21 protein-coding genes and 1 tRNA gene are annotated in these 19,189 nt (G+C 65.9%); 11 read left to right on the forward strand and 11 right to left on the reverse strand.

Translation table 11 applies throughout. The annotated features are described in order from the left end of the window. Nucleotides 1-16 precede the first annotated feature (16 nt). A complete protein-coding gene (gene hydA / locus ACO2Q5_RS20560; protein ID WP_423294538.1) occupies nucleotides 17-1,468 on the reverse strand; it encodes a dihydropyrimidinase in 1,452 nt (483 codons plus the stop codon). A 91-nt stretch (nucleotides 1,469-1,559) separates the two neighbouring features. After that, complete coding sequence (locus ACO2Q5_RS20565; protein WP_423294540.1) at nucleotides 1,560-2,810, reverse strand: Zn-dependent hydrolase; 1,251 nt, start codon at nucleotides 2,808-2,810, stop codon at nucleotides 1,560-1,562. Between the two features lie 137 nt (nucleotides 2,811-2,947). Here ACO2Q5_RS20565 and ACO2Q5_RS20570 point away from each other — a divergent pair, with 137 nt between their 5' ends. The 4 genes from ACO2Q5_RS20570 to ACO2Q5_RS20585 all read left to right on the forward strand — a co-directional run bounded on the left by ACO2Q5_RS20570 (nucleotide 2,948) and on the right by ACO2Q5_RS20585 (nucleotide 5,164). Then, complete coding sequence (locus tag ACO2Q5_RS20570; protein WP_423294542.1) at nucleotides 2,948-3,613, forward strand: TetR/AcrR family transcriptional regulator; 666 nt, start codon at nucleotides 2,948-2,950, stop codon at nucleotides 3,611-3,613. A 9-nt stretch (nucleotides 3,614-3,622) separates the two neighbouring features. Next, on the forward strand, nucleotides 3,623-4,105 hold the full coding sequence (locus ACO2Q5_RS20575) for a heme-degrading domain-containing protein (protein WP_423294544.1): 483 nt from the start codon (nucleotides 3,623-3,625) through the stop codon (nucleotides 4,103-4,105). 32 nt (nucleotides 4,106-4,137) lie between these two features. Next, nucleotides 4,138-4,773 (forward strand): TetR family transcriptional regulator C-terminal domain-containing protein, encoded by a 636-nt coding sequence (locus tag ACO2Q5_RS20580; protein ID WP_423294546.1) that lies wholly within the window; start codon nucleotides 4,138-4,140, stop codon nucleotides 4,771-4,773. A gap of 91 nt (nucleotides 4,774-4,864) precedes the next feature. Beyond that, a complete protein-coding gene (locus tag ACO2Q5_RS20585) occupies nucleotides 4,865-5,164 on the forward strand; it encodes a hypothetical protein (protein ID WP_423294548.1) in 300 nt (99 codons plus the stop codon). A gap of 37 nt (nucleotides 5,165-5,201) precedes the next feature. On the opposite strand, the gene preA is transcribed toward ACO2Q5_RS20585, so the two are convergent. The 3 genes from preA to ACO2Q5_RS20600 all read right to left on the reverse strand — a co-directional run bounded on the left by preA (nucleotide 5,202) and on the right by ACO2Q5_RS20600 (nucleotide 8,501). Beyond that, nucleotides 5,202-6,500 carry an NAD-dependent dihydropyrimidine dehydrogenase subunit PreA gene (gene preA / locus ACO2Q5_RS20590; RefSeq protein WP_423294550.1) on the reverse strand — a complete coding sequence of 433 codons (1,299 nt, stop codon included), beginning with the start codon at nucleotides 6,498-6,500 and terminating at the stop codon, nucleotides 5,202-5,204. A gap of 78 nt (nucleotides 6,501-6,578) precedes the next feature. After that, complete coding sequence (locus ACO2Q5_RS20595; protein ID WP_423294552.1) at nucleotides 6,579-7,118, reverse strand: DedA family protein; 540 nt, start codon at nucleotides 7,116-7,118, stop codon at nucleotides 6,579-6,581. A 66-nt stretch (nucleotides 7,119-7,184) separates the two neighbouring features. Further along, complete coding sequence (locus ACO2Q5_RS20600) at nucleotides 7,185-8,501, reverse strand: NAD(P)-dependent oxidoreductase (protein WP_423294554.1); 1,317 nt, start codon at nucleotides 8,499-8,501, stop codon at nucleotides 7,185-7,187. Between the two features lie 254 nt (nucleotides 8,502-8,755). Between ACO2Q5_RS20600 and accB the strand changes: the two genes are divergently transcribed. Genes accB through aat form a run of 3 tightly spaced genes read left to right on the forward strand, consistent with a single transcriptional unit; the run spans nucleotide 8,756 to nucleotide 11,268 of the window. Further along, entirely contained in the window at nucleotides 8,756-9,253 is a 498-nt protein-coding gene (gene accB, locus ACO2Q5_RS20605) for an acetyl-CoA carboxylase biotin carboxyl carrier protein (protein WP_423294556.1), read from the forward strand. 10 nt (nucleotides 9,254-9,263) lie between these two features. Next, nucleotides 9,264-10,610, forward strand: coding sequence for an acetyl-CoA carboxylase biotin carboxylase subunit (accC, locus tag ACO2Q5_RS20610; protein WP_423294558.1), 1,347 nt, complete (start codon nucleotides 9,264-9,266; stop codon nucleotides 10,608-10,610). Between the two features lie 4 nt (nucleotides 10,611-10,614). After that, nucleotides 10,615-11,268 (forward strand): leucyl/phenylalanyl-tRNA--protein transferase, encoded by a 654-nt coding sequence (gene aat, locus ACO2Q5_RS20615; RefSeq protein ID WP_423294560.1) that lies wholly within the window; start codon nucleotides 10,615-10,617, stop codon nucleotides 11,266-11,268. Here the strand turns inward: aat and ACO2Q5_RS20620 are convergent. Genes ACO2Q5_RS20620 through ACO2Q5_RS20630 form a run of 3 tightly spaced genes read right to left on the reverse strand, consistent with a single transcriptional unit; the run spans nucleotide 11,202 to nucleotide 12,465 of the window. Continuing rightward, the gene (locus tag ACO2Q5_RS20620; protein ID WP_423294562.1) at nucleotides 11,202-11,621 is read right to left on the reverse strand and encodes a DUF2155 domain-containing protein; all 420 of its coding nucleotides are present in this window, start codon (nucleotides 11,619-11,621) and stop codon (nucleotides 11,202-11,204) included. The genes aat and ACO2Q5_RS20620 overlap by 67 nt on opposite strands. After that, nucleotides 11,618-12,091: an outer membrane lipid asymmetry maintenance protein MlaD gene (mlaD, locus tag ACO2Q5_RS20625; protein WP_423294591.1), complete on the reverse strand. Its 474-nt coding sequence runs from the start codon at nucleotides 12,089-12,091 to the stop codon at nucleotides 11,618-11,620. Before mlaD ends, ACO2Q5_RS20620 begins: the two co-directional genes overlap by 4 nt. After that, on the reverse strand, nucleotides 12,088-12,465 hold the full coding sequence (locus ACO2Q5_RS20630) for an NADH:ubiquinone oxidoreductase subunit NDUFA12 (RefSeq protein WP_423294564.1): 378 nt from the start codon (nucleotides 12,463-12,465) through the stop codon (nucleotides 12,088-12,090). Before ACO2Q5_RS20630 ends, mlaD begins: the two co-directional genes overlap by 4 nt. A 182-nt stretch (nucleotides 12,466-12,647) precedes the next feature. Here ACO2Q5_RS20630 and ACO2Q5_RS20635 point away from each other — a divergent pair, with 182 nt between their 5' ends. Further along, nucleotides 12,648-13,697, forward strand: a complete 1,050-nt coding sequence (locus ACO2Q5_RS20635) for a Hint domain-containing protein (RefSeq protein WP_423294566.1) — start codon at nucleotides 12,648-12,650, stop codon at nucleotides 13,695-13,697. A 94-nt stretch (nucleotides 13,698-13,791) separates the two neighbouring features. Here ACO2Q5_RS20635 and clpX read toward each other — a convergent pair whose 3' ends face one another. Together clpX and ACO2Q5_RS20645 are read right to left on the reverse strand one after the other, a co-directional pair. Continuing rightward, on the reverse strand, nucleotides 13,792-15,054 hold the full coding sequence (clpX, locus tag ACO2Q5_RS20640; protein ID WP_423294568.1) for an ATP-dependent Clp protease ATP-binding subunit ClpX: 1,263 nt from the start codon (nucleotides 15,052-15,054) through the stop codon (nucleotides 13,792-13,794). Between the two features lie 124 nt (nucleotides 15,055-15,178). Next, complete coding sequence (locus ACO2Q5_RS20645) at nucleotides 15,179-15,811, reverse strand: ATP-dependent Clp protease proteolytic subunit (protein ID WP_423294570.1); 633 nt, start codon at nucleotides 15,809-15,811, stop codon at nucleotides 15,179-15,181. A 207-nt stretch (nucleotides 15,812-16,018) separates the two neighbouring features. Here ACO2Q5_RS20645 and ACO2Q5_RS20650 point away from each other — a divergent pair, with 207 nt between their 5' ends. Continuing rightward, the gene (locus ACO2Q5_RS20650; protein WP_423294571.1) at nucleotides 16,019-16,570 is read left to right on the forward strand and encodes a CAP domain-containing protein; all 552 of its coding nucleotides are present in this window, start codon (nucleotides 16,019-16,021) and stop codon (nucleotides 16,568-16,570) included. Between the two features lie 7 nt (nucleotides 16,571-16,577). Here the strand turns inward: ACO2Q5_RS20650 and ACO2Q5_RS20655 are convergent, their stop codons facing one another. Then, entirely contained in the window at nucleotides 16,578-17,891 is a 1,314-nt protein-coding gene (locus ACO2Q5_RS20655) for an ATP-binding protein (RefSeq protein ID WP_423294573.1), read from the reverse strand. 12 nt (nucleotides 17,892-17,903) lie between these two features. Between ACO2Q5_RS20655 and ACO2Q5_RS20660 the strand changes: the two genes are divergently transcribed. Beyond that, entirely contained in the window at nucleotides 17,904-18,803 is a 900-nt protein-coding gene (locus ACO2Q5_RS20660; protein WP_423294575.1) for an MBL fold metallo-hydrolase, read from the forward strand. A 90-nt stretch (nucleotides 18,804-18,893) separates the two neighbouring features. Continuing rightward, nucleotides 18,894-18,968: transfer RNA gene (locus ACO2Q5_RS20665), tRNA-Asn, on the forward strand. The last annotated feature ends 221 nt before the right edge of the window (nucleotides 18,969-19,189 follow it).

Raw genomic sequence — 19,189 nt, forward strand, 5'->3', positions numbered from 1 at the left:
CAGCCTTCCCTGACCCTCAGACGCCGCTGACCGGAATGCCCTCGCGCGCGATCGGGCGCGGGTTGGTCAGCGCCTTCCAGGTCGACAGCGCCTTGTTCACCGCGCCGTTCGGGTCGCGGGCGACAAATTTGCCGTGGCCTTCCGCGCTGGTCAGGGTGCCGTCGGTCACGGCGACATGGCCGCGCGACAGGACATAGCGCGGCAGGCCCTTCACTTTCTTGCCCTCGAACACGTTGTAATCAATCGCGGATTGCTGGTTGCCCGCAGTGATGGTCTTCTCCTTCTCCGGGTCCCAGACCACAAGGTCCGCATCCGCCCCCACCAGAACCGCCCCTTTCTTCGGATAGCAGTTCATGATCTTGGCGATATTGCTCGAGGTGACGGCCACGAATTCGTTCATGGTGATCCGACCGGTGTTGACGCCATAGGTCCAGAGCATCGGCAGCCGGTCCTCAAGGCCCCCCGTCCCGTTCGGGATCTTGGTGAAATCGCCCAGACCCGTGCGCTTTTGCGCGGTGGTAAAGGCGCAATGGTCGGTCGCCACGCAGGACAAAGTGCCTGAGGCGAGCCCCGCCCACAGGGAATCCTGATGCTTCTTGTCGCGGAAGGGCGGGCTCATCACCCGGCGGGCGGCATGGTCCCAATCGGGGTTGGCATATTCGCTCTCGTCCAGCGTCAGGTGCTGGATCAGCGGCTCACCCCAGACCCGCTTGCCGTTCATCTTCGCGCGCCGAATGGCCTCATGCGCCTCCTCGCAGGAGGTGTGGACGACATAGAGCGGCACGCCCGCCATATCGGCGATCATGATCGCGCGGTTCGTCGCCTCCCCCTCCACCTGAGAGGGGCGGGAATAGGCATGCGCCTCGGGCCCGGTATTGCCCTCGGCCAAGAGCTTGGCCGACATCTCGGCCACCAGATCGCCGTTTTCGGCATGAACCAGCGGGATCGCCCCCAGTTCGGCACAGCGGCGGAAGCTGGCGAACATCTCGTCATCATTCACCATCAATGCGCCCTTGTAGGCCATGAAATGCTTGAAGGTGTTGATGCCGCGCTCCGTCACGGTCTTCATCTCGTCAAAGACCTGCTCGCCCCACCATGTCACCGCCATGTGGAAGCTGTAATCGCAATGCGCCCGCGCGGTCTTGTTGTCCCAGATCTTCAGCGCGTCCAGAAGGCTCTGCCCCGGGGCGGGCAGCGCGAAATCCACCACCATCGTGGTGCCCCCCGCCAGCGCCGCGCGGGTGCCGCTGTCGAAATCATCCGCCGAATAGGTGCCCATGAAGGGCATTTCCAAGTGCGTATGCGGGTCGATCCCGCCCGGCATGACATAGCAGCCGGTGGCATCCAGCACCTTGTCCCCCGTCAGCCCATGGCCGATGGCGATGATCTGGCCATCCTCGATCAGCACGTCCGATTTATAGGTCAGATCGGCGGTGACGATGGTGCCGTTCTTGATGACTGTGCTCATCTCGCTCTCCCCGGCAGGCCGCCCCTGCCCCATTCATCTGTTCACAAATATCCCGCGGGGGTCCGGGGGCGCGAAGCCCCCGGCGGCCGCCTCAGGACGCCACGCCAGCGGTTTCCAGCACCGCATGCAGCAACACATCCGTCCCGGCCGCGGCCCATTCGGGACTGATCTCCTCGGCCTCATTGTGGCTCAGCCCGCCGACGCAGGGGCAGAAAATCATCGTCGTGGGCGCCACACGGGCAGCCCAGCAGGCGTCGTGTCCGGCGCCGGAGACCACGTTCATATGGCTGTAGCCCAGCCGGTCGGCCGCTGCCCGCACCCGGTCCACCAGTTCCGGGGTAAAGGTCACCGGGTCGAAATGGCCCACAGCCTCGACCGCGCAGCCCACGCCAAGCGCGGCGCAGATCGTCGCCGCCTCTGCCTCGATCTTCGCGCGCATCCGGTCCAGCTTGGCCTGATCGACGGTGCGGATATCGACGGTAAAGACCACTGTGCCCGGCAGCACGTTGCGCGAGTTCGGCGCGAATTTTACCTGACCGACGCCGCCCACGGCATCGGGCTGATTCTCCATCGCCACGGCCTGCACCATTTCGAAGATGCGGGCCATGGCCAGACCCGCGTTCACGCGCATGGCCATCGGGGTGGATCCGGTATGCGCCTCGCGCCCGGTCAGGGTGAATTCCAGCCACCACAGGCCCTGACAATGCGTCACCACGCCGATGTCCTTGCCCTGCGCCTCAAGGATCGGGCCCTGTTCGATGTGAAGTTCGAAATAGGCGTGCATCTTCCGCGCGCCCACTGTCTCGTCCCCGATCCAGCCGATGCGGGCCAGTTCCTCGCCATAGGTCTTGCCGTCCAGATCGCGGCGGCCATAGGCGTAGTCCTGCGTATGGACCCCGGCGAACACGCCGGAGGCCAGCATGGCGGGCGCGAACCGCGCGCCCTCCTCATTGGCCCAGTTGGTCACCACCAGCGGGTGCCGGGTCTGGATGCCAAGGTCGTTCAGCGTCCGCACCACCTCCAGCGCGCCCAGAACGCCCAGGACGCCGTCGTATTTGCCCCCCGTCGGCTGGGTGTCCAGATGGCTGCCCAGATAGACCGGCAGGGCGTCCGGATCGGTGCCCGGACGGGTGGCGAACATGGTGCCCATCGTATCGACGCCCATGGTCATGCCCGCTGCGGTGCACCAGTCCTGGAACAGGTGGCGGCCGGCGCTGTCGGCATCGGTCAGGGTCTGGCGGTTGTTGCCGCCGGCGATGCCGGGGCCGATCTTCGCCATCTCCATCAGGCTGTCCCACAGGCGGGCGGAATTGATGCGGAGGTTCTCTCCGGGTGCGGACATGGCGGTCTCCCTGTCGGCGCGCCCTCTTTTGGCGGGGCGGGTCAGACATGCTTGCGGCGAATCTTTTCCTGACCGTATGGTCAAGACATACGCGACCACAACCTGACCATCCGGTCAACGAATTTCCCGCGGGGCAGATGGACGAAACCGCCCAATTTTCGCGCAGAAAGACCGGCCGCCGCACCGATATCCGGCGCGAGAATGAGCGGGTTATTCTGGACGCTGCCGAAAAAGTATTCGCCGAGGCCGGATTCGGCGGCGCGACCATGCAGCTGATCGCCGATATGGCGGGGCTACCCAAGGCGAACCTGCATTACTACTTCACCTCGAAGGAGGAGCTGTATCGCAAGGTGGTGGAGAATATCTTCACCATCTGGCTGGATGCCGCCGCCTGTTTCGACAGCGCGACCGATGCCGCCGCGGCCATCGGCGGCTATATCGAGGCGAAGATGGAGATTTCCCGCCGCCACCCCTTCGGCTCCAAAGTCTGGGCCAGCGAGGTGATGCATGGCGCGCCGGTCATTCAGGACTATCTGGAAACCACCTTGCGCGACTGGACCGAAGGCCGCGTCCGTGCCATCCAGCGCTGGATCGACGAAGGCCAGATCGACGCCATCGACCCGCGGCACCTGCTGTATATGCTTTGGGCCACGACCCAGCATTACGCCGATTTCGGCCATCAGATCGAAACGCTGAACCAGGGCAAGCCGCTGACCGACCGGCAGTGGAAGGCCGCGACCGAGACGGTCAAACGCATCATCCTGCAGGGCATCGGCCTTCGGGACAGCCGTGACCGGGCATAAGGAGAGACCATGGAAGCCGAAGACCTTGCCGCGGAATATGAAACGCTTGTGCTGCCGCGGTTCGACGAATGGGCGGCGCTGACCCTGGGGTTCGGGCTGGTCGAAACCGCCCGGGCGGCGGGCGCCCCCGTCGTCATCGACATCCGCACCGCGGACCGGGTGCTGTTCCATGTCGCCCTGCCCGGCGCCACGCCGCTGAACGACCTCTGGGTCGCACGCAAGGCGGCGACCGCGCTGTTGTTCCAAAAGCCTTCGCTGCTGGTCGGGGTTGAGCACCGGGCCAAGGGCGGCACTCTGGCCGATCACGGGCTGTCGCTGGCAACCCATGCCGACCATGGCGGTGCCGTGCCGGTACGGGTGGCGGGCACCGGCGTGGTGGCCTGCGTCACCGTCTCGGGCCTGCCGCAGGTGGAGGATCACCGGATGGCCGTCGAAGGGCTGCGCAGCCTGAAGACGCGGCTGGATGGCCCTGATCCGCAGGCAGGGGTTTGACCGCGGCGCCCCGTCACGGTTACAGCAGGATCATGCCCGCCGCTCCCGTCCCGCCAAAGCCCCGCCGCAGCCGCATCCAGACCCGCAACCGCGAGACGATTCTGGAAGCGGCGCTACAGGTGTTTTCCACCCAAGGGTTCCGCGGCGCCACGCTGGACCAGATCGCCGAGGCGGCAGGCCTGTCGAAGCCGAACCTGCTCTATTACTTCCCCTCGAAAGAGACGATCTACAATACCCTTCTGACCGGGCTGCTGGCCAACTGGCTGGACCCTCTGCGCGCGCTTCGCGCCGAGGGGGATCCCGTGGCCGAGGTGCTGGCCTATGTGCGGCGCAAGCTGGACCTTGCCCGCGACTATCCGCGTGAAAGCCGGCTTTTCGCGAACGAGATCCTGCAGGGCGCGCCCCGGATCATGGAGGCGATCGAAGGCGATCTGCGCGCGCTGGTGATGGACAAGGCCGCGGTGCTGTCGCGCTGGATGGACGAAGGCCGGATCGCGAAAAGCGATCCGGTCCATCTGATCTTCTCGGTCTGGTCGCTCACCCAGCATTACGCTGATTTCGACGTTCAGGTGCGCGCCGTCCTTGGCCCCGGCCATGATCCCTTTGCCGAAGCCGGACGGTTTCTGGAAACCCTGTTCCGCCGCCTGCTGGAACCGGGCGTGGGCTGAGCCGCTCAAATACCGTCTATTTCGCGGTTGGGCAGCGGGGTCTGCCCGCGGTATCCTGTTCTGCGGGGGCGTTTACGCATTGGGGGAACAGATGGGACCGATCTCATCCCTGCGGCCAGTCACGCCCGTGACGGGGGCCGCGCATTCGCTGGCCCATGGCCCGGCTTCGGGGTCTGACGCGCAGGGCAGCAGCCGCACATTTCCTGCCGCACCGCCCGAAACCGCACGGCCGGTGGCACCGGCCAGCGGCGGCGAACATGTGGCCACCGGCTTCACGGAAACCGGCGACCTGACCGAGCACAGCCGCGCCCGTCTGGAAGAGGCGCAGCGCGCCTATGTCGCCGCGGTCAAGGCCGTGGGGCTGAACCCGCTGGCCAATCCCGCGCCCTGAGGACGACAGGGCCGCCGCACGGACGGCCCCGCAGGCGTTACTCGGCAGCGCTGGCCATCGGGTTGTTCGGATGGGTCGTCCAGTCGGCGAAATCACCCACCCTGCGGCCCGTCCGCGGGTCCAGCGCGCCCTTCTGCATCGGCACCATGGTGATGCAGTCCTGCACCGGGCAGACGTTCACACACAGGTTGCAGGCCACGCATTCCTCGTCCTTCACGGTGAAGGTGCGGTCCGGCGACATGGCGATGGCCTGATGGCTGGTATCCTCACAGGCGGCATAGCAGCGCCCGCATTTGATGCAGTCGTCCTGATTGATATGGGCCTTGGTCACATAGTTCAGGTTCAGGTGCTGCCATTCCACGAAGTTCGGCACCGCGCGGCCCACCAGATCGCTCAGCGCCATGCCCTTTTCGTCCAGATATTCCGACAGGCCGGAGATCATCTCCTGCACGATCTTGAACCCATAGGTCATGGCCGCGGTGCAGACCTGCACATTGCCCGCGCCCATGGCCATGAACTCGGCCGCGTCGCGCCATGTGGTCACCCCGCCGATGCCCGAGATCGGCAGGCCACGGGTGTCGGGATGGCGGGCAATCTCTCCGGTCATGTTCAGCGCGATCGGCTTGACCGCCGGGCCGCAATAGCCGCCATGGCTGCCCTGCCCGTCGATCATCGGAAAGGGCGAGAAATGGTCCAGATCCACGTTGGTGATCGACTTGATCGTGTTGATCAGGCTGACCGCATCGGCCCCGCCGCGGTTGGCGGCCATGGCCGGCGGCAGGATCGAGGTGACGTTGGGCGTCAGCTTCACGATGCAGGGCATGCGGCTGTATTTCTTCACCCAGCGGGTGACCATCTCGATGTATTCGGGCACCTGCCCCACGGCGCTGCCCATGCCACGTTCGGCCATGCCATGCGGACAGCCGAAGTTCAGCTCCACCCCGTCGGCCTCGGTGTCTTCGATGGCCTTGAGGATGTCCTTCCAGTAGTCCTCCTCGCAGGGCACCATCAGGCTGATGACCAGCGCGCGGTCGCGCCATTTGCGCTTGACCTCCTTGATCTCGCGCAGGTTCACCTCCAGCGGGCGGTCGGTGATCAGTTCGATGTTGTTCAGCCCCAGCAGGCGGCGGTCGGCGCCCCAGACCGCGCCGTAACGCGGGCCGGAGACATTGACGATGGGCGGCCCTTCGCTGCCCAAAGTCTTCCACACCACGCCGCCCCAGCCGGCCTCATAGGCGCGTTCGACATTGTATTGCTTGTCCGTCGGCGGGGCCGAGGCCAGCCAGAACGGATTGGGCGATTTGATTCCGATGAAATTCGACGAAAGGTCAGCCATGGAATTCTCCCTGGAGATGCGCCCGTCCGGGCGTCTGGTGTCTTGGGAATTCAGATTCCGCGCCCGGAGCGCAGAGGATCAGGACCCGGAGACGAGGCCCCAGATCCAGCCGATCAGATAGCCGCCCACCTCGCCGAACTTGGGCACGGCCCAGGCCCAGGCCAGACAGCCCAGCACGTTCCAGAAGGCAAAGCGGGCCAGTGTCATCCCGCTCATCCCCGCCATCAGAAAGACGACGGGCCGCAGGAAGGTGACGAAATGGCCGCCGAAGACGGTGGCCGGCCCCCATTTGGTAAAGGCCGCGCGGGCCTTTTCCACCCATTCGGGATGCTGGTTCAGCGGTTTCATGGTCAGGATGGTGCCGCCATAGCGCCAGCCCAGCCAGTAGGAGCCGAAGGACCCGATCATCGCCCCGACCGAAGCGCCGAGCCAGAGCTTCCAGAACTCCAGCGCGCCGGTGGCCGCCAGCGCGCCCACGGCGACCATGATCGCGGTCGAGGGCACGAGGATCGAGAGAAAGGCCGTCGTCTCGGCCGCGGCGAAGACCAGCATGATCCACGGCGCCCAGACCTGATTCCGCTCGATAAAGGCGATGACGGTGTCGATCCAGCTGTCCATGCGCATTCCCTGCCCCGCCCCGTTTAGGCTGCGGAGAGAGAGCCCGGCAAGGGAAAACCGCCGTCATCACGCGGCCGTCAGATGGCGGTGGATCGCCTCGGCCGCATCGCGGCCTTCGGCCACGGCGGTGACGGTCAGATCCTCGCCCCCTGCCGCACAGTCACCGCCGGCCCAGACCTTGGCGGGGGCGCCCACGATCTTGCCCCCCGCCGCGTTCAGGTCCGCGGGCAGACCGGTCAGCACCTGCCCGATGGCCTTGAACACCTGATCGGCCTTCAGGGTGAAGGTCTCATCCTTCAGCACCAGCCCCGTCGGGGTTTCTTCGGTATAGGCGAATTCCACCGCATCGGCCCGACCATTGCCCAGAATGCGCAAAGGCGCGGCGTTGTGGATGATCCGCACCCCCGCGGCGAGGGCGTGTTCCTGCTCATAACCGCTGGCCGACATCTTCTCGCGCCCGCGGCGGTAGACGATGGTGACATTTTCCGCGCCCAGAAGTTTGGACTGCACCGCGGCATCGACCGCGGTCATCCCCCCGCCGATCACCACCACATCGCGGCCCACCGGCAGGCCGGACAGATCGCCCGACTGGCGGAGTTCGGCGATGAAATCCACCGCGTTCAGGACGCCCGCCTTGTCTTCGCCCTCGGCCCGCAGGCTGTTGACGCCCTGCAGCCCGATGCCCAGAAACACCGCGTCATATTCTGCACGCAAGCCTTCCAACGTGAGGTCACGGCCCAGTTCCATGCCGGTCCGAACCTCGATCCCGCCGATCTGGAGCAGCCAGTCCACCTCGGCCTGCGCGAAACCGCCGGTCGCCTTGTAGCTGGCGATGCCATATTCGTTCAGCCCGCCTGCCTTGGCCTTCTTCTCGAAGACCACGACCTCATGTCCTTTCATGGCAAGGCGATGCGCGCAGGACAGGCCCGCAGGCCCCGCCCCCACCACCGCGACCCGCCGGCCCGTGGGCGCGGCCCGGCGGAAGGGATGGCCTTTCGGCATGGCGGTGTCGGTGGCGTAGCGTTGCAGCCGGCCGATCTCCACCGGCTTGCCCTCGGCCACTTCGCGGACGCATTTCTCTTCGCACAGCGTCTCGGTCGGGCAGACGCGGGCGCAGATACCGCCCAGGATGTTCTGGCTCCAGATCGTTTTCGCTGCCGCCTCGGGCGTGCCGGTGGCGATCTGGCGGATGAAGAGCGGAATGTCGATCGACGTGGGACAGGCCGTGACGCAGGGCGCATCATGGCAGAAGTAGCAGCGGTCCGCCGCCACCAGCGCCTCGTGCCGGTCAAGGGGCGGCGCGTGATCGCCGAAGTTGCGGGCATAATCGGCGGCTGGCAGACGGGCCGGAACGATGCCGGGCGTCAGCGGGCTGTTGGACATGGGTCTTGGCCTCCCTGTGGCGCATTGTTCTTTGAAAAGAGCGTCTCACAGCCCTGATTTTTTACCAAATGGAAAATTTATGCGCCTGGTGTTTTCCGGGGCAATGGCAGGCTTTCATCCATGGGAATGGGCGCTTTCCTCGCCCGTCCCTCTGCCCTATAAGCAGTCAGCCGCGCCCCGGACCTTGTCTGCGGGCCGCATGCCCCTATCTGGGGCCCAACAGAAACAGGCAGACCAAGCCATCAGAGGACGGCATGAGCAAACATTCCCCCGACGCGGACGTGGCCTTCATTTCGGCGCTTGCAGAGCTTCTGAACAAGAACGAACTGACCGAAATCGCGGTGAAGCGTGAATATGGCGAAGACGACAGCCTGGAAGTGCGCGTCGTCAAACAGGCCAATGTGGTGACGCTGGCCGCTCCGGCGCCCGCCTATGCCGCGCCGGTCGCTGCGGCCCCCGCAGCAGCCCCTGCCGCCGCCGCTCCGGCCGCAGCGCAACCCGAAGACCCCAGCCAGCATCCGGGCGCCGTGACCTCGCCCATGGTGGGGACCACCTATCTGGCCCCGGAACCGGGCGCCACGCCCTTCGTGACCGTGGGCACGCAGGTTTCGGCCGGGCAGACCGTGCTGATCATCGAGGCGATGAAGACCATGAACCACATCCCCGCGCCCAAGGCCGGCACGGTGAAGCGGATTCTGGTCGAGAACGGCACCCCCGTCGAATACGGCGCCCCCCTCATGATCATCGAGTGAGGGCCGCCTCATGTTCGAGAAAATCCTGATCGCCAACCGCGGTGAAATCGCGCTGCGGGTGATCCGCGCCGCCCGGGAAATGGGGATCAAATCGGTCGCGGTGCATTCCACCGCCGATGCCGATGCGATGCATGTCCGCCTTGCCGACGAAAGCGTCTGCATCGGCCCGGCGCCCTCGTCCGAAAGCTATCTGAAGATTTCGGCGGTGATCTCCGCCTGCGAGATCACCGGCGCGCAGGCCGTCCACCCCGGCTATGGCTTCCTGTCGGAAAACGCGGGCTTTGCGCAGGCGCTGGAAGACCACGGCATCACCTTCATCGGCCCCAAGGCGGAACATATCCGCATCATGGGCGACAAGATCACCGCGAAAGAGACGGCCAAGTCGCTGGGCATTCCCTGCGTCCCCGGCTCGGACGGCGGGGTGCCGGATGTGGATGCGGCCAAAGCCGTGGCCAAGACCATCGGCTATCCGGTCATCATCAAGGCCACCGCCGGCGGCGGCGGGCGCGGGATGAAGGTCGCGAAGTCCGAGGCAGAACTGGAAATCGCCTTCCGCACCGCGCGGAGCGAGGCCAAGGCCGCCTTCGGCAATGACGAAGTCTATATCGAGAAATACCTGCAAAAGCCGCGCCATATCGAGATTCAGGTCTTTGGCGACGGCCGCGGCAATGCCGTGCATCTGGGCGAACGCGACTGCTCGCTTCAGCGCCGCCACCAGAAGGTGTTCGAGGAAGCGCCCGGCCCCGTCATCACCCCCGCCATGCGGGCCGAGATCGGCGAAGTCTGCGCCGGAGCCATGCGCAAGCTGCAATACATCGGCGCGGGCACGATCGAATTCCTGTATGAAGACGGCAAGTTCTACTTCATCGAGATGAACACCCGGCTTCAGGTGGAACATCCGGTGACGGAGTTCATCTTCGGCGTCGACCTTGTGCGTGAACAGATCCGCGTGGCCGCAGGCCTGCCCATGTCCTTTGGGCAAAGCGATCTGGAGATCAATGGCCATGCCATCGAGGTGCGGATCAACGCGGAAAAGCTGCCGAACTTCTCGCCCTGCCCCGGCAAGGTCAAGACGTTCCACGCCCCCGGCGGTCTGGGCGTGCGGATGGATTCGGCGCTTTATTCCGGCTATTCGATCCCGCCCTATTACGACAGCCTGATCGGCAAGCTGATCGTCCACGGCCGCGACCGGCCCGAGGCTTTGGCGCGCCTGAACCGTGCGCTGTCGGAACTGGTGGTGGACGGGGTGGACAGCACGATCCCGCTGTTCGACGCCCTGCTGAACGAGCCGGACATCCAGAACGGCGAATACAACATCCACTGGCTGGAGAAGTGGCTGGCGGCGCAGTTCGCCTGATGCCATGGCGGCGCTGACGCCCGACCTTCTGCTGAAGGCCTATGCCATGGGGATTTTCCCCATGGCCGAAAGCCGGGACGACCCGGAAATCCACTGGGTCGATCCGCGCCGCCGCGGGGTGTTCCCGCTGGACGGCTTCCACATCTCGCGCAGTCTGGCGCGGCGTATCCGCCGGGCCGACTGGCAGGTGACCACCGACCGCGCCTTCCGCGAGGTGGTTCTGGGCTGCGCCGACCGGGCCGAGACATGGATCAACGCCGAAATCCTATCGCTTTACGAGGCGCTGCATGCCGGCGGCCATGCCCGCAGCCTTGAGGTCTGGGAGGGCGAGGAACTGATCGGCGGCGTCTATGGCGTGGTGCTGGGCGCGGCCTTCTTCGGCGAATCGATGTTCTCGCGCCGGACGGATGCGTCAAAGCTGGCGCTGGCCTTTCTGATCCACCGGCTGCGCGCGGGGGGCTTCACTCTGTTCGACACGCAATTCCTGACGCCGCATCTGAAAAGCCTTGGCGCGGTCGAAATTACGCGGGCCGAATATCACCGCAGGCTCTCCGCCGCGCTGCCACGGCAGGCGCAGTTCAACCCGCCGGGTTACTCGCCCGTGCCCTCTTCGGTGGCGGGAATGTCGGCGTCGGGGTCCACCTCGGGCGGGGTATAGCCCGGCACCACGCAGCGCAGCACCCAGACATCATAGCGCGGATGTTCCATCGCCGAGAGCGCGGGGCTGGAGGCCAGCATCCAGCCGGTGAACACCGGCGCGCTGCGGTCGGAATCGAGGATGGTCAGATGCGCCTCGGCCTCGGCCGCGGGGTTGTCCTCGGGGTAGCGGCAGGCGTCCAGCTGGATGGTCAGCCGCCCGTTGGTGGCGGACTGGCCGCGCTGCAACTCCAGATCGCCGGTCTCTCCCGTCAGCTTGTCCAGCCAGCGGATGACACCGCCCTGCGCATCGGCAAAGCCCTGCGCCGCCGCCGGACCGGCCATCAGCGTGGCGATGACTGCCAGTGCCTTCACCCGCCGCTCTCCGGCTTGGCCGTATCATCGCCCGAGCCGCCGACGAATTTCATCAGAAGCGAGATCAGACTGACCGCACCCTGCGTATCCTCGATCTCATCGCCTGGGGCCAGATTGTCGGGCATGCCGCCGGGCAGGATTTCCACATAGGCGCCGCCCAGAAGTCCGTCCTGCGAGATCAGGATCGCGCTGTCGGTGGGCAGCAGGATGCCCTCCTGCATGGCGATGCTTGCATCGGCAAAGAAGGTTTGCGGGTTCAGCGTCAGGCTGGTGATCGTGCCGACCTTGACCCCCGCCAGCCGCACATCGGACCCGGCAGAGATGCCCTGCACAGACCGGAACGACGCGGTCAGCGGATAGCTGCCCGCCGAAGGACCGTACCCGGCGCCCTGTGCGGCGTAGATCGCAAATCCGGCCGCCACGGCAAGAACCGCGGCCCCGGTCAGAACTTCGGCGGCCGAATGGCTCATTCCGGCTGCCATGCCTCATAATCCCGGCGCTCGGCCGGGGCGCCGCGGCGGATGGATCCGGGGGGCGCATAGGCCAGGTCGCTGCCCGAGAGATTCTCTAGATGCGGCTTTTCCCAGGGCTTATGCTTCAGCGGTGCCTCGGTCGGCGGCTGGTCATAGGTGTGGTGCAGCCAGCCGTGCCAGTCGGGCGACACGCGGGTGGCCTCCATCTCGCCGTTGAAGATGACCCAGCGGCGCTTGCCGTCCTTGGAGCGGTAGAAGACGTTGCCCTGTGTATCCTCGCCCACCTTCACGCCATTGCGCCAGGTGAAGAAGCGGGTGTTCAGCGTCTCGCTGTTCCACCAGGTCAGAAAGCTGAGCAGGAACTTCTTCATGATCCCTCCGGGCCGATCCTTGGCCCCTGATATGGACCAGCTTTCGCGCAAGGTCCAGCGCCCTTGGGCCAGAGGGCCGGACTGCGGGCGGAACTGTGTCGCATTCGAAGGGAATTGCGGCATTTAAGCTTTTGGCAACCGCGGCCGCCCAGACTGTCCGGAGGTCACGTCGGAGCAGCCCCATGCCGGTCAGTTCAACACTGGATCACGTCTATGCCTATAACGGCTCGGTCGCCAGCCTGTCGCTGGGCAGCCTGATCAATGCGAGTGTGGTGAACTTTTCCAGCGGCCGGCTGCATGCCACGCTGACCGATGACGATGGCGTGCTGGATCTGGGCGACAGCGGCAGCACGACCGCCGCGATCAACGGCGGCACCGCGCAGCCCCTGACCTATCTGGGCAGCGGCTGGTCGGCCACGGCCATCGTTCTCGGCGCTCCGGTCCTGCCGAAACCGGCGGTCGCCTTCAAGATCGGCGCCCAGATCTACATCCACTTCCCCTCGGGCCCGCCGGTCCTGTCCGGCGTCCTCATCGGGTTCAAGCTCAGCACCGGCGCGGCCTTCACCCTGCCCAATCCCACGGTGATCTGCCTGGCCGACGGTTCGCTGATCCTGACGCCGGGCGGGCAGGTTCCGGTGGAACGGCTGCGGCCCGGGGACCTGGTGCTGACCGCGGATCACGGTGCACAGCCGTTGCGCTGGATCGGGCGGCGGGCCGTCGGTCTGGCGGAACAGGCGCTGCACCCCGCCATGGGGCCGGTGCGGATCGCGCGCGGGGCGCTTGGCCCAGATCTGCCGCGGCGGGGGCTCTGGGTCTCGCGCCAGCACCGGCTTCTGGTCGCGGCGGATGCGGCGGGACCACAGGGTTTGCTCGCGGCCTGTCTCCTGCCCGAAAGGCCCGGAATCGGCCCGCCCGGCCGGACCCGGGCCCTGATCTGGCACCATCTGCTGTTTGACCGGCATGAGGTGATCTTTGCCGAGGGGCTTGCGGTGGAATCGCTTTATCTCGGCCCCCGCATGGCGGCCACGCTGGATGGTGCCGCCCGGGAGGAGGTGGCCGCCCTGTTCCCTGATCTGCCGCGGCTGATTACCGGGGAACGGGCGCTCTGCCCCGCACCCGCACGGCCGATCCTGCGCCGGTCCGATCTGCGCGCCATGGGAGAACGGGCCAGCCGGTCGCTGCGCGGCTTCGGCCCAGAGGATCTTCAGCCCCGGTGCAGGGCCGCCGGATAGGCCCCGCATGTCCGCCGGGCTGGCGATTAAGCTGACCAAAAGGAAAGGGGCGCCCGGCAAGGCGCCCCTTCTGTTTCGTCCTGCTCCCGCGGCCTCAGCCTGCGGCGGCCGGTTCCTTCTTCTTGCCTTCGGTATGGACGATCAGCGGCTTGGCCCCGCTGTTCACCGCCTCGTCGTTCACCACGACTTCGGAGACGCCGCCCATGCCCGGCAGTTCGAACATGCTTTCCAGCAGGATATCTTCCATGATCGACCGAAGCCCGCGGGCGCCGGTCTTGCGCTTGATCGCGCGTTTGGCGATCGCGGTCAGTGCCTCACCCGTGAAAGTCAGCTTGATGCCTTCGATATCGAAGAGCCGCTGATACTGCTTCACCAGCGCATTCTTCGGCTCGGTCAGGATGGTGACCAGCGCGGCCTCATCCAGATCGGCCAAAGTGGCGATGACCGGCAGACGGCCGACGAATTCCGGGATCAGGCCGAATTTCAGCAGATCCTCGGGCTCCAGCTCTTTGAACAGCTCACCCACGCCACGTTCGTCCGGCCCCTTGACCGAGGCGCCGAAACCGATGCCCGAGCCCTTGCCGCGCTGCGCGATGATCTTTTCCAGACCGGCAAAGGCGCCGCCGCAGATGAACAGGATGTTCGTCGTATCCACCTGCAGGAATTCCTGCTGCGGATGCTTGCGCCCGCCCTGTGGCGGAACGCTGGCCACGGTGCCTTCCATGATCTTCAGAAGCGCCTGCTGCACGCCCTCCCCGCTGACGTCGCGGGTGATCGAGGGGTTGTCGGACTTCCGCGTGATCTTGTCGACCTCGTCGATATAGACGATGCCGCGCTGCGCGCGTTCGACGTTGTATTCCGACGCCTGAAGCAGCTTCAGGATGATGTTTTCCACATCCTCGCCCACGTAACCGGCTTCGGTCAGCGTCGTCGCATCGGCCATGGTGAACGGCACGTCCAGAATCCGCGCCAGCGTCTGCGCCAGCAGCGTCTTGCCGGTCCCGGTCGGCCCGATCAGCAGGATGTTCGACTTCGACAGTTCGATGTCCTGCTTGGAGGAGTGGTTCAGCCGCTTGTAATGGTTGTGCACGGCCACCGAGAGCACGCGCTTGGCATGGTCCTGCCCGATGACATAATCATCCAGCACCTTGCAGATTTCCCGCGGGGTCGGCACGCCGTCGCCGGATTTCAGCCCCGAGGTCTTGGTCTCCTCGCGGATGATGTCCATGCACAGCTCGACGCATTCATCGCAGATGAAGACCGTCGGCCCCGCGATCAGCTTGCGCACCTCATGCTGGCTCTTTCCACAGAACGAGCAGTAGAGCGTATTCTTGCTGTCGCCCGAATTCGTAGCCATCCGTAACCCTTCGCCGTCCGACGCATCCGGGGATGCGACTGTTTCATGAAAAGTCTAGGACAGTCCCGGACCCTCCACAACGCAAAAACGCCCCCGCCCGGCCGGACCGCGCGGGGGCGGACGATCACTTGGCCGCTTCGTCGGCCTTGCCGCGGTCGGCCAGAATCTCGTCGATCAGGCCCCAGGCCTTGGCATCTTCGGCGGACATGAAGTTGTCCCGCTCCAGCGCGGCCTCGACCACTTCATAGGAATTGCCGGTGTGCTTGACGTAGATCTCGTTCAGGCGGCGCTTCAGCTTTTCGGTTTCGCGCGCGTGAATCATGATGTCGGTCGCCTGGCCCTGATAGCCGCCCGAGGGCTGGTGCACCATCACGCGGCTGTTCGGCAGGCTGAAGCGCATGCCCGGATGACCGGCCTGCAGCAGAAGCGACCCCATCGAGGCCGCCTGCCCGATCACCAGCGTGGACACCTTGGGCTTGATGTATTGCATCGTGTCGTAGATCGACAGGCCCGAGGTCACCACGCCGCCCGGGCTGTTGATATACATGCTGATTTCCTTGGACGGATTTTCCGCCTCAAGGAACAGGAGCTGCGCGCAGATCAGCGACGACATGCCGTCGTGCACCGGGCCCGCAAGGAAAATGATCCGCTCTTTCAGAAGGCGGGAATAGATGTCATAGGCCCGCTCGCCCCGGCTCGTCTGCTCAACGACCATGGGGACCAGCGTGTTCATGTAGGTGTCGATCGGATCGCGCATCGGTCCTGCCTCTGTAAGATGCTGCAAGGGTTATCGGCTGAGTATTGCCAGAGTCTTAGTGGCGCGCTTCGGGGGCTGCAAGGGCACGGGGTGAAATCGGGGGGTCGGCAGATCCGTGCCATTCTTTGCGATTTCAGGTTGTGCCCGTGCAACCGATCCGGTTCTCTGGATGGCTACAGGCCCATTTCTCCGACCCAAAGGATCCGCATGCCGCATCCGACGATCCGCCGGCTGTCTGCCCTTGCGCTTCTGGCCATGCTGGCCGGCTGCATCATCATTCCGATCGAGGTGGCCACCACCAAGACCGCGAAATCCCCCGCCCTCGCTGCGGGCCCTGCCCGGCTGCCCCCAGGCTGCACCCGCCCGCCGGAAGCAGATGTGATGCAGAAAGAGGTACTGGCGGGCGTCAATGCCCTGCGCAAAGCCGAAGGTCTGCCCGCCGTCCGCGCCTCGTCCCGGCTGGCCATCATCGCGCAGGCCCATGCCTGCGACAATGCCGCCCGCGCCTCCATCTCGCATGTCAGCGCCGATGGCAGCACACTGGCCGACCGGATGCGCAATGGCGGCTACCGGCTGCGCACCGCGGCGGAAAACACCGGCTTGGGCTTCGGTTCTTCTTCCGACCGGATGGTCGCCTTCTGGACCGGCTCGCCCTACCACCGCGCGAACATGCTGAATCCCGATGTGACCGAGGCCGGATTGGGCTATGCCCCCGGCGGCAAGCCGGCGTGGATCCTGAACCTCGCCAAGCCGAGGTAACCGCCGGTCAGCGGGCCAGCACCAGCTCGGCCCGCAACCCGCCCAGCCGGGAACTGTCCCCCAGCCGCAGCGTGCCGCCGTGGCTGAGCGCGATATCCGCGGCGATGGACAGGCCAAGCCCCACGCCGCCGCCCCGGTTGGGGTCCCGCGCGCCGCCCAACCGGGTGAAAGGCCGCAGCGCCTCCTCCCGGCGATCATCCGGAATGCCCGGCCCGTCATCCTCGACCGTGATCGAGACTGATGCGTCGCGGTAAATCACCCCGATTTCGACCCGTGTGCCGTGGCGCAGGGCATTTCCCGCCAGATTCTCCACCGCGCGCAGCACCGCCTGCGGCCGCAGGCTGACCGGGCGGACAGTTCCCTCCGGCGGGCGCAAGGTCACCGCCTCGCCCTCACGCCGCACCAGTTCGGCCAGCACCGCGCCAAGATCGGTCTCCTCCTCGCCTTCGGTCGCATCCCCGCGCACGAAGGCCAGAAATTCATCGACCAGCCGCTGCATCTGTGCCACATCCGCCTGCATGGCACGCGTCTCCTCATCCTCGGGCAGGAAGGACAGTGCCAGCTTCAGCCGGGTCAGCGGCGTGCGCAGATCATGGCTGACCCCCGACAGCATCAGCGTGCGCTGTTCGATCTGCCGCTCGATCCTTGATCGCATCTCCAGAAAGGCCCGCCCCGCCGCCCGCACCTCCAGCGCGCCGCGCGGGCGATAGGGCAGCCGCTCGCCCCGGCCGAAGGCCTCGGCCGCGCGGGCCAGCCGCGCGATGGGACGCAGCTGGTTGCGCAGAAAGACATAGGCGATCAGCGTCATCAGAACCGAGGTGAAGATCATCAGCACCAGAAGCTGATGCGGATTCGTCGCCGACATCCGCCGCCGGGTCAGCTCGGCCTGCATGTCGCCGAATTTCGTCTCCAGCCGCAGACGCACGATCCGTTCCTCGTCGGTCACATCCACCGCCCGGACGGCCGGAATCTCGGCATGAAGTGTTTCGATGATCGCCCGGCCCGACAGATCGTAGAACGCCCGCCGGTCCTCGGTCGGCGCCAGATTTCCAGCCGGAAAGCTCAGCACGATCTGCAGCGGAGCCGCCACCGCCTGTGCCCGCGCCAACCCTTCGGCCGCCGAGCCGCCGGATTCGAATTCCGACAGGACATAGGACAGGTCGATCGCCACGCCCTGTGTCATCTGCCGGGTCACGCCTTCGAAATGCCGCTGGATGAAAGCGGTGGACACGACCAGCTGGATCGTGACGATGGGCACGATCAGGATCAGCGCAGCCCGGCCGAACAGGCCGCGCGGCAAGAGGGGTTTCAGACGCAGCATGGGACAAGGCTAATGACCGCCGTGGCAGAAGGAAAGCGGGATGCAGCCCCTCCGCGGGCCCTGCGCAGCGTTCTGGCGCCCAATCCTTCGCCCATGACCGGCCCCGGAACAACAACATGGATTCTGGGCGAGGGCGAAGTGGCCGTCATCGACCCGGGGCCGGACGATCCCGCACATCTGCAGGCGATTCTGGCCGCACTGGCGCCCGGAGAGCGCATCGGCGCGATTCTGGTCACCCATGCCCATCTGGACCATTCCGCCGCCGTCCCCGCGCTGGCCGCGATGACCGGCGCCCCCGTCTCCGGCGCGGGGCCTGCCGGCTCCGGTCGGTCGGCCGCCATGCGCGCCCTGGCAGAGGCGCTGCCCGCCACCGGGGGCGAGGGGCTGGACCGGAACTACCGGCCGGACCGGCTGCTCACCGGCGGGGAGATACTGGCCTTGGGCAATCTGCGCCTGCAGGTTGTGGCCACCCCCGGCCATATGGCCGAGCATCTGGCCTTTGGCTGGGGCGATTATCTCTTCTGCGGCGATCTGGTGATGGCCTGGGCCCCCAGCCTCGTCTCGCCCCCCGATGGCGAGATGGCGGCCTATCTCGACAGCCTCGCCCAGGTCTCCGCCGGCGGCTGGAGCCACCTTCTGCCTGCCCATGGCCCCGTGATCGCAGACCCCGCTCGGCGCATCGCCGAGCTGATCGCGCACCGTCGCGGTCGCGAGGCCCAGGTGCTTGCCGCGCTCGATGCAGGCCCGGCCCCGCTGGCCGAAGTCGCCACCCGCGTCTACCCGGATCTTTCCGGCCCCCTCCTTCGCGCAGCCACACGGAACGCGCTGGCCCACCTCATCGACCTGATCTCGAAAAACCAAGTAGTGGCAACAGGTTGGCCCGGCCCCTCCCCCGTATTCCGCCACGCATGATGGGACGGGCGGGACGATCAACAAACTTGTCCCGCCCCCGCTCTTTTGCCCTTGCCGCCCCCAAAACCCCTTGCTATACGGCCCCCGTGTTCCGGCGTAGCTCAGCGGTAGAGCAGTTGACTGTTAATCAATTGGTCGTAGGTTCGATCCCTACCGCCGGAGCCAGAAATCCCAAAAGATTTCAAAGAGTTACAGGGGTGGCGGAAACGCCACCCCGTATCATTTCGAGATCAGTCAGACATATAGCAGACATTCAGGAGCGCCCACAGGTGGGCAGCGAAGCGTTGCAGCGTGGCGGCACGGCCCGATCAGACACCCCGTAAGGCTCTGTTCTGTCTGCGAAAATCCTGAACCGCCAGAAAACCCGAACGAAAAACCGCCGCATA

It is taken from the genome of Neotabrizicola sp. VNH66, from assembly GCF_049445895.1.
In the GTDB taxonomy this organism is placed as follows: Bacteria; Pseudomonadota; Alphaproteobacteria; order Rhodobacterales; family Rhodobacteraceae; genus Pseudogemmobacter.

Bases quoted from the DNA above. Each gene is read 5' to 3' on its own strand.
- ACO2Q5_RS20595 (WP_423294552.1), bottom strand. From the start codon at position 7,118: ATGGACAGCTGGATCGACACCGTCATCGCCTTTATCGAGCGGAATCAG.
- hydA (WP_423294538.1), bottom strand. From the start codon at position 1,468: ATGAGCACAGTCATCAAGAACGGCACCATCGTCACCGCCGATCTGACC.
- accC (WP_423294558.1), top strand. From the start codon at position 9,264: ATGTTCGAGAAAATCCTGATCGCCAACCGCGGTGAAATCGCGCTGCGG.
- aat (WP_423294560.1), top strand. From the start codon at position 10,615: ATGGCGGCGCTGACGCCCGACCTTCTGCTGAAGGCCTATGCCATGGGG.
- ACO2Q5_RS20630 (WP_423294564.1), bottom strand. From the start codon at position 12,465: ATGAAGAAGTTCCTGCTCAGCTTTCTGACCTGGTGGAACAGCGAGACG.
- accB (WP_423294556.1), top strand. From the start codon at position 8,756: ATGAGCAAACATTCCCCCGACGCGGACGTGGCCTTCATTTCGGCGCTT.
- ACO2Q5_RS20565 (WP_423294540.1), bottom strand. From the start codon at position 2,810: ATGTCCGCACCCGGAGAGAACCTCCGCATCAATTCCGCCCGCCTGTGG.
- preA (WP_423294550.1), bottom strand. From the start codon at position 6,500: ATGGCTGACCTTTCGTCGAATTTCATCGGAATCAAATCGCCCAATCCG.
- ACO2Q5_RS20575 (WP_423294544.1), top strand. From the start codon at position 3,623: ATGGAAGCCGAAGACCTTGCCGCGGAATATGAAACGCTTGTGCTGCCG.
- ACO2Q5_RS20655 (WP_423294573.1), bottom strand. From the start codon at position 17,891: ATGCTGCGTCTGAAACCCCTCTTGCCGCGCGGCCTGTTCGGCCGGGCT.
- ACO2Q5_RS20635 (WP_423294566.1), top strand. From the start codon at position 12,648: ATGCCGGTCAGTTCAACACTGGATCACGTCTATGCCTATAACGGCTCG.
- mlaD (WP_423294591.1), bottom strand. From the start codon at position 12,091: ATGAGCCATTCGGCCGCCGAAGTTCTGACCGGGGCCGCGGTTCTTGCC.
- ACO2Q5_RS20660 (WP_423294575.1), top strand. From the start codon at position 17,904: ATGACCGCCGTGGCAGAAGGAAAGCGGGATGCAGCCCCTCCGCGGGCC.
- ACO2Q5_RS20645 (WP_423294570.1), bottom strand. From the start codon at position 15,811: ATGCGCGATCCGATCGACACCTACATGAACACGCTGGTCCCCATGGTC.
- clpX (WP_423294568.1), bottom strand. From the start codon at position 15,054: ATGGCTACGAATTCGGGCGACAGCAAGAATACGCTCTACTGCTCGTTC.
- ACO2Q5_RS20580 (WP_423294546.1), top strand. From the start codon at position 4,138: ATGCCCGCCGCTCCCGTCCCGCCAAAGCCCCGCCGCAGCCGCATCCAG.
- ACO2Q5_RS20600 (WP_423294554.1), bottom strand. From the start codon at position 8,501: ATGTCCAACAGCCCGCTGACGCCCGGCATCGTTCCGGCCCGTCTGCCA.
- ACO2Q5_RS20570 (WP_423294542.1), top strand. From the start codon at position 2,948: ATGGACGAAACCGCCCAATTTTCGCGCAGAAAGACCGGCCGCCGCACC.
- ACO2Q5_RS20650 (WP_423294571.1), top strand. From the start codon at position 16,019: ATGCCGCATCCGACGATCCGCCGGCTGTCTGCCCTTGCGCTTCTGGCC.
- ACO2Q5_RS20585 (WP_423294548.1), top strand. From the start codon at position 4,865: ATGGGACCGATCTCATCCCTGCGGCCAGTCACGCCCGTGACGGGGGCC.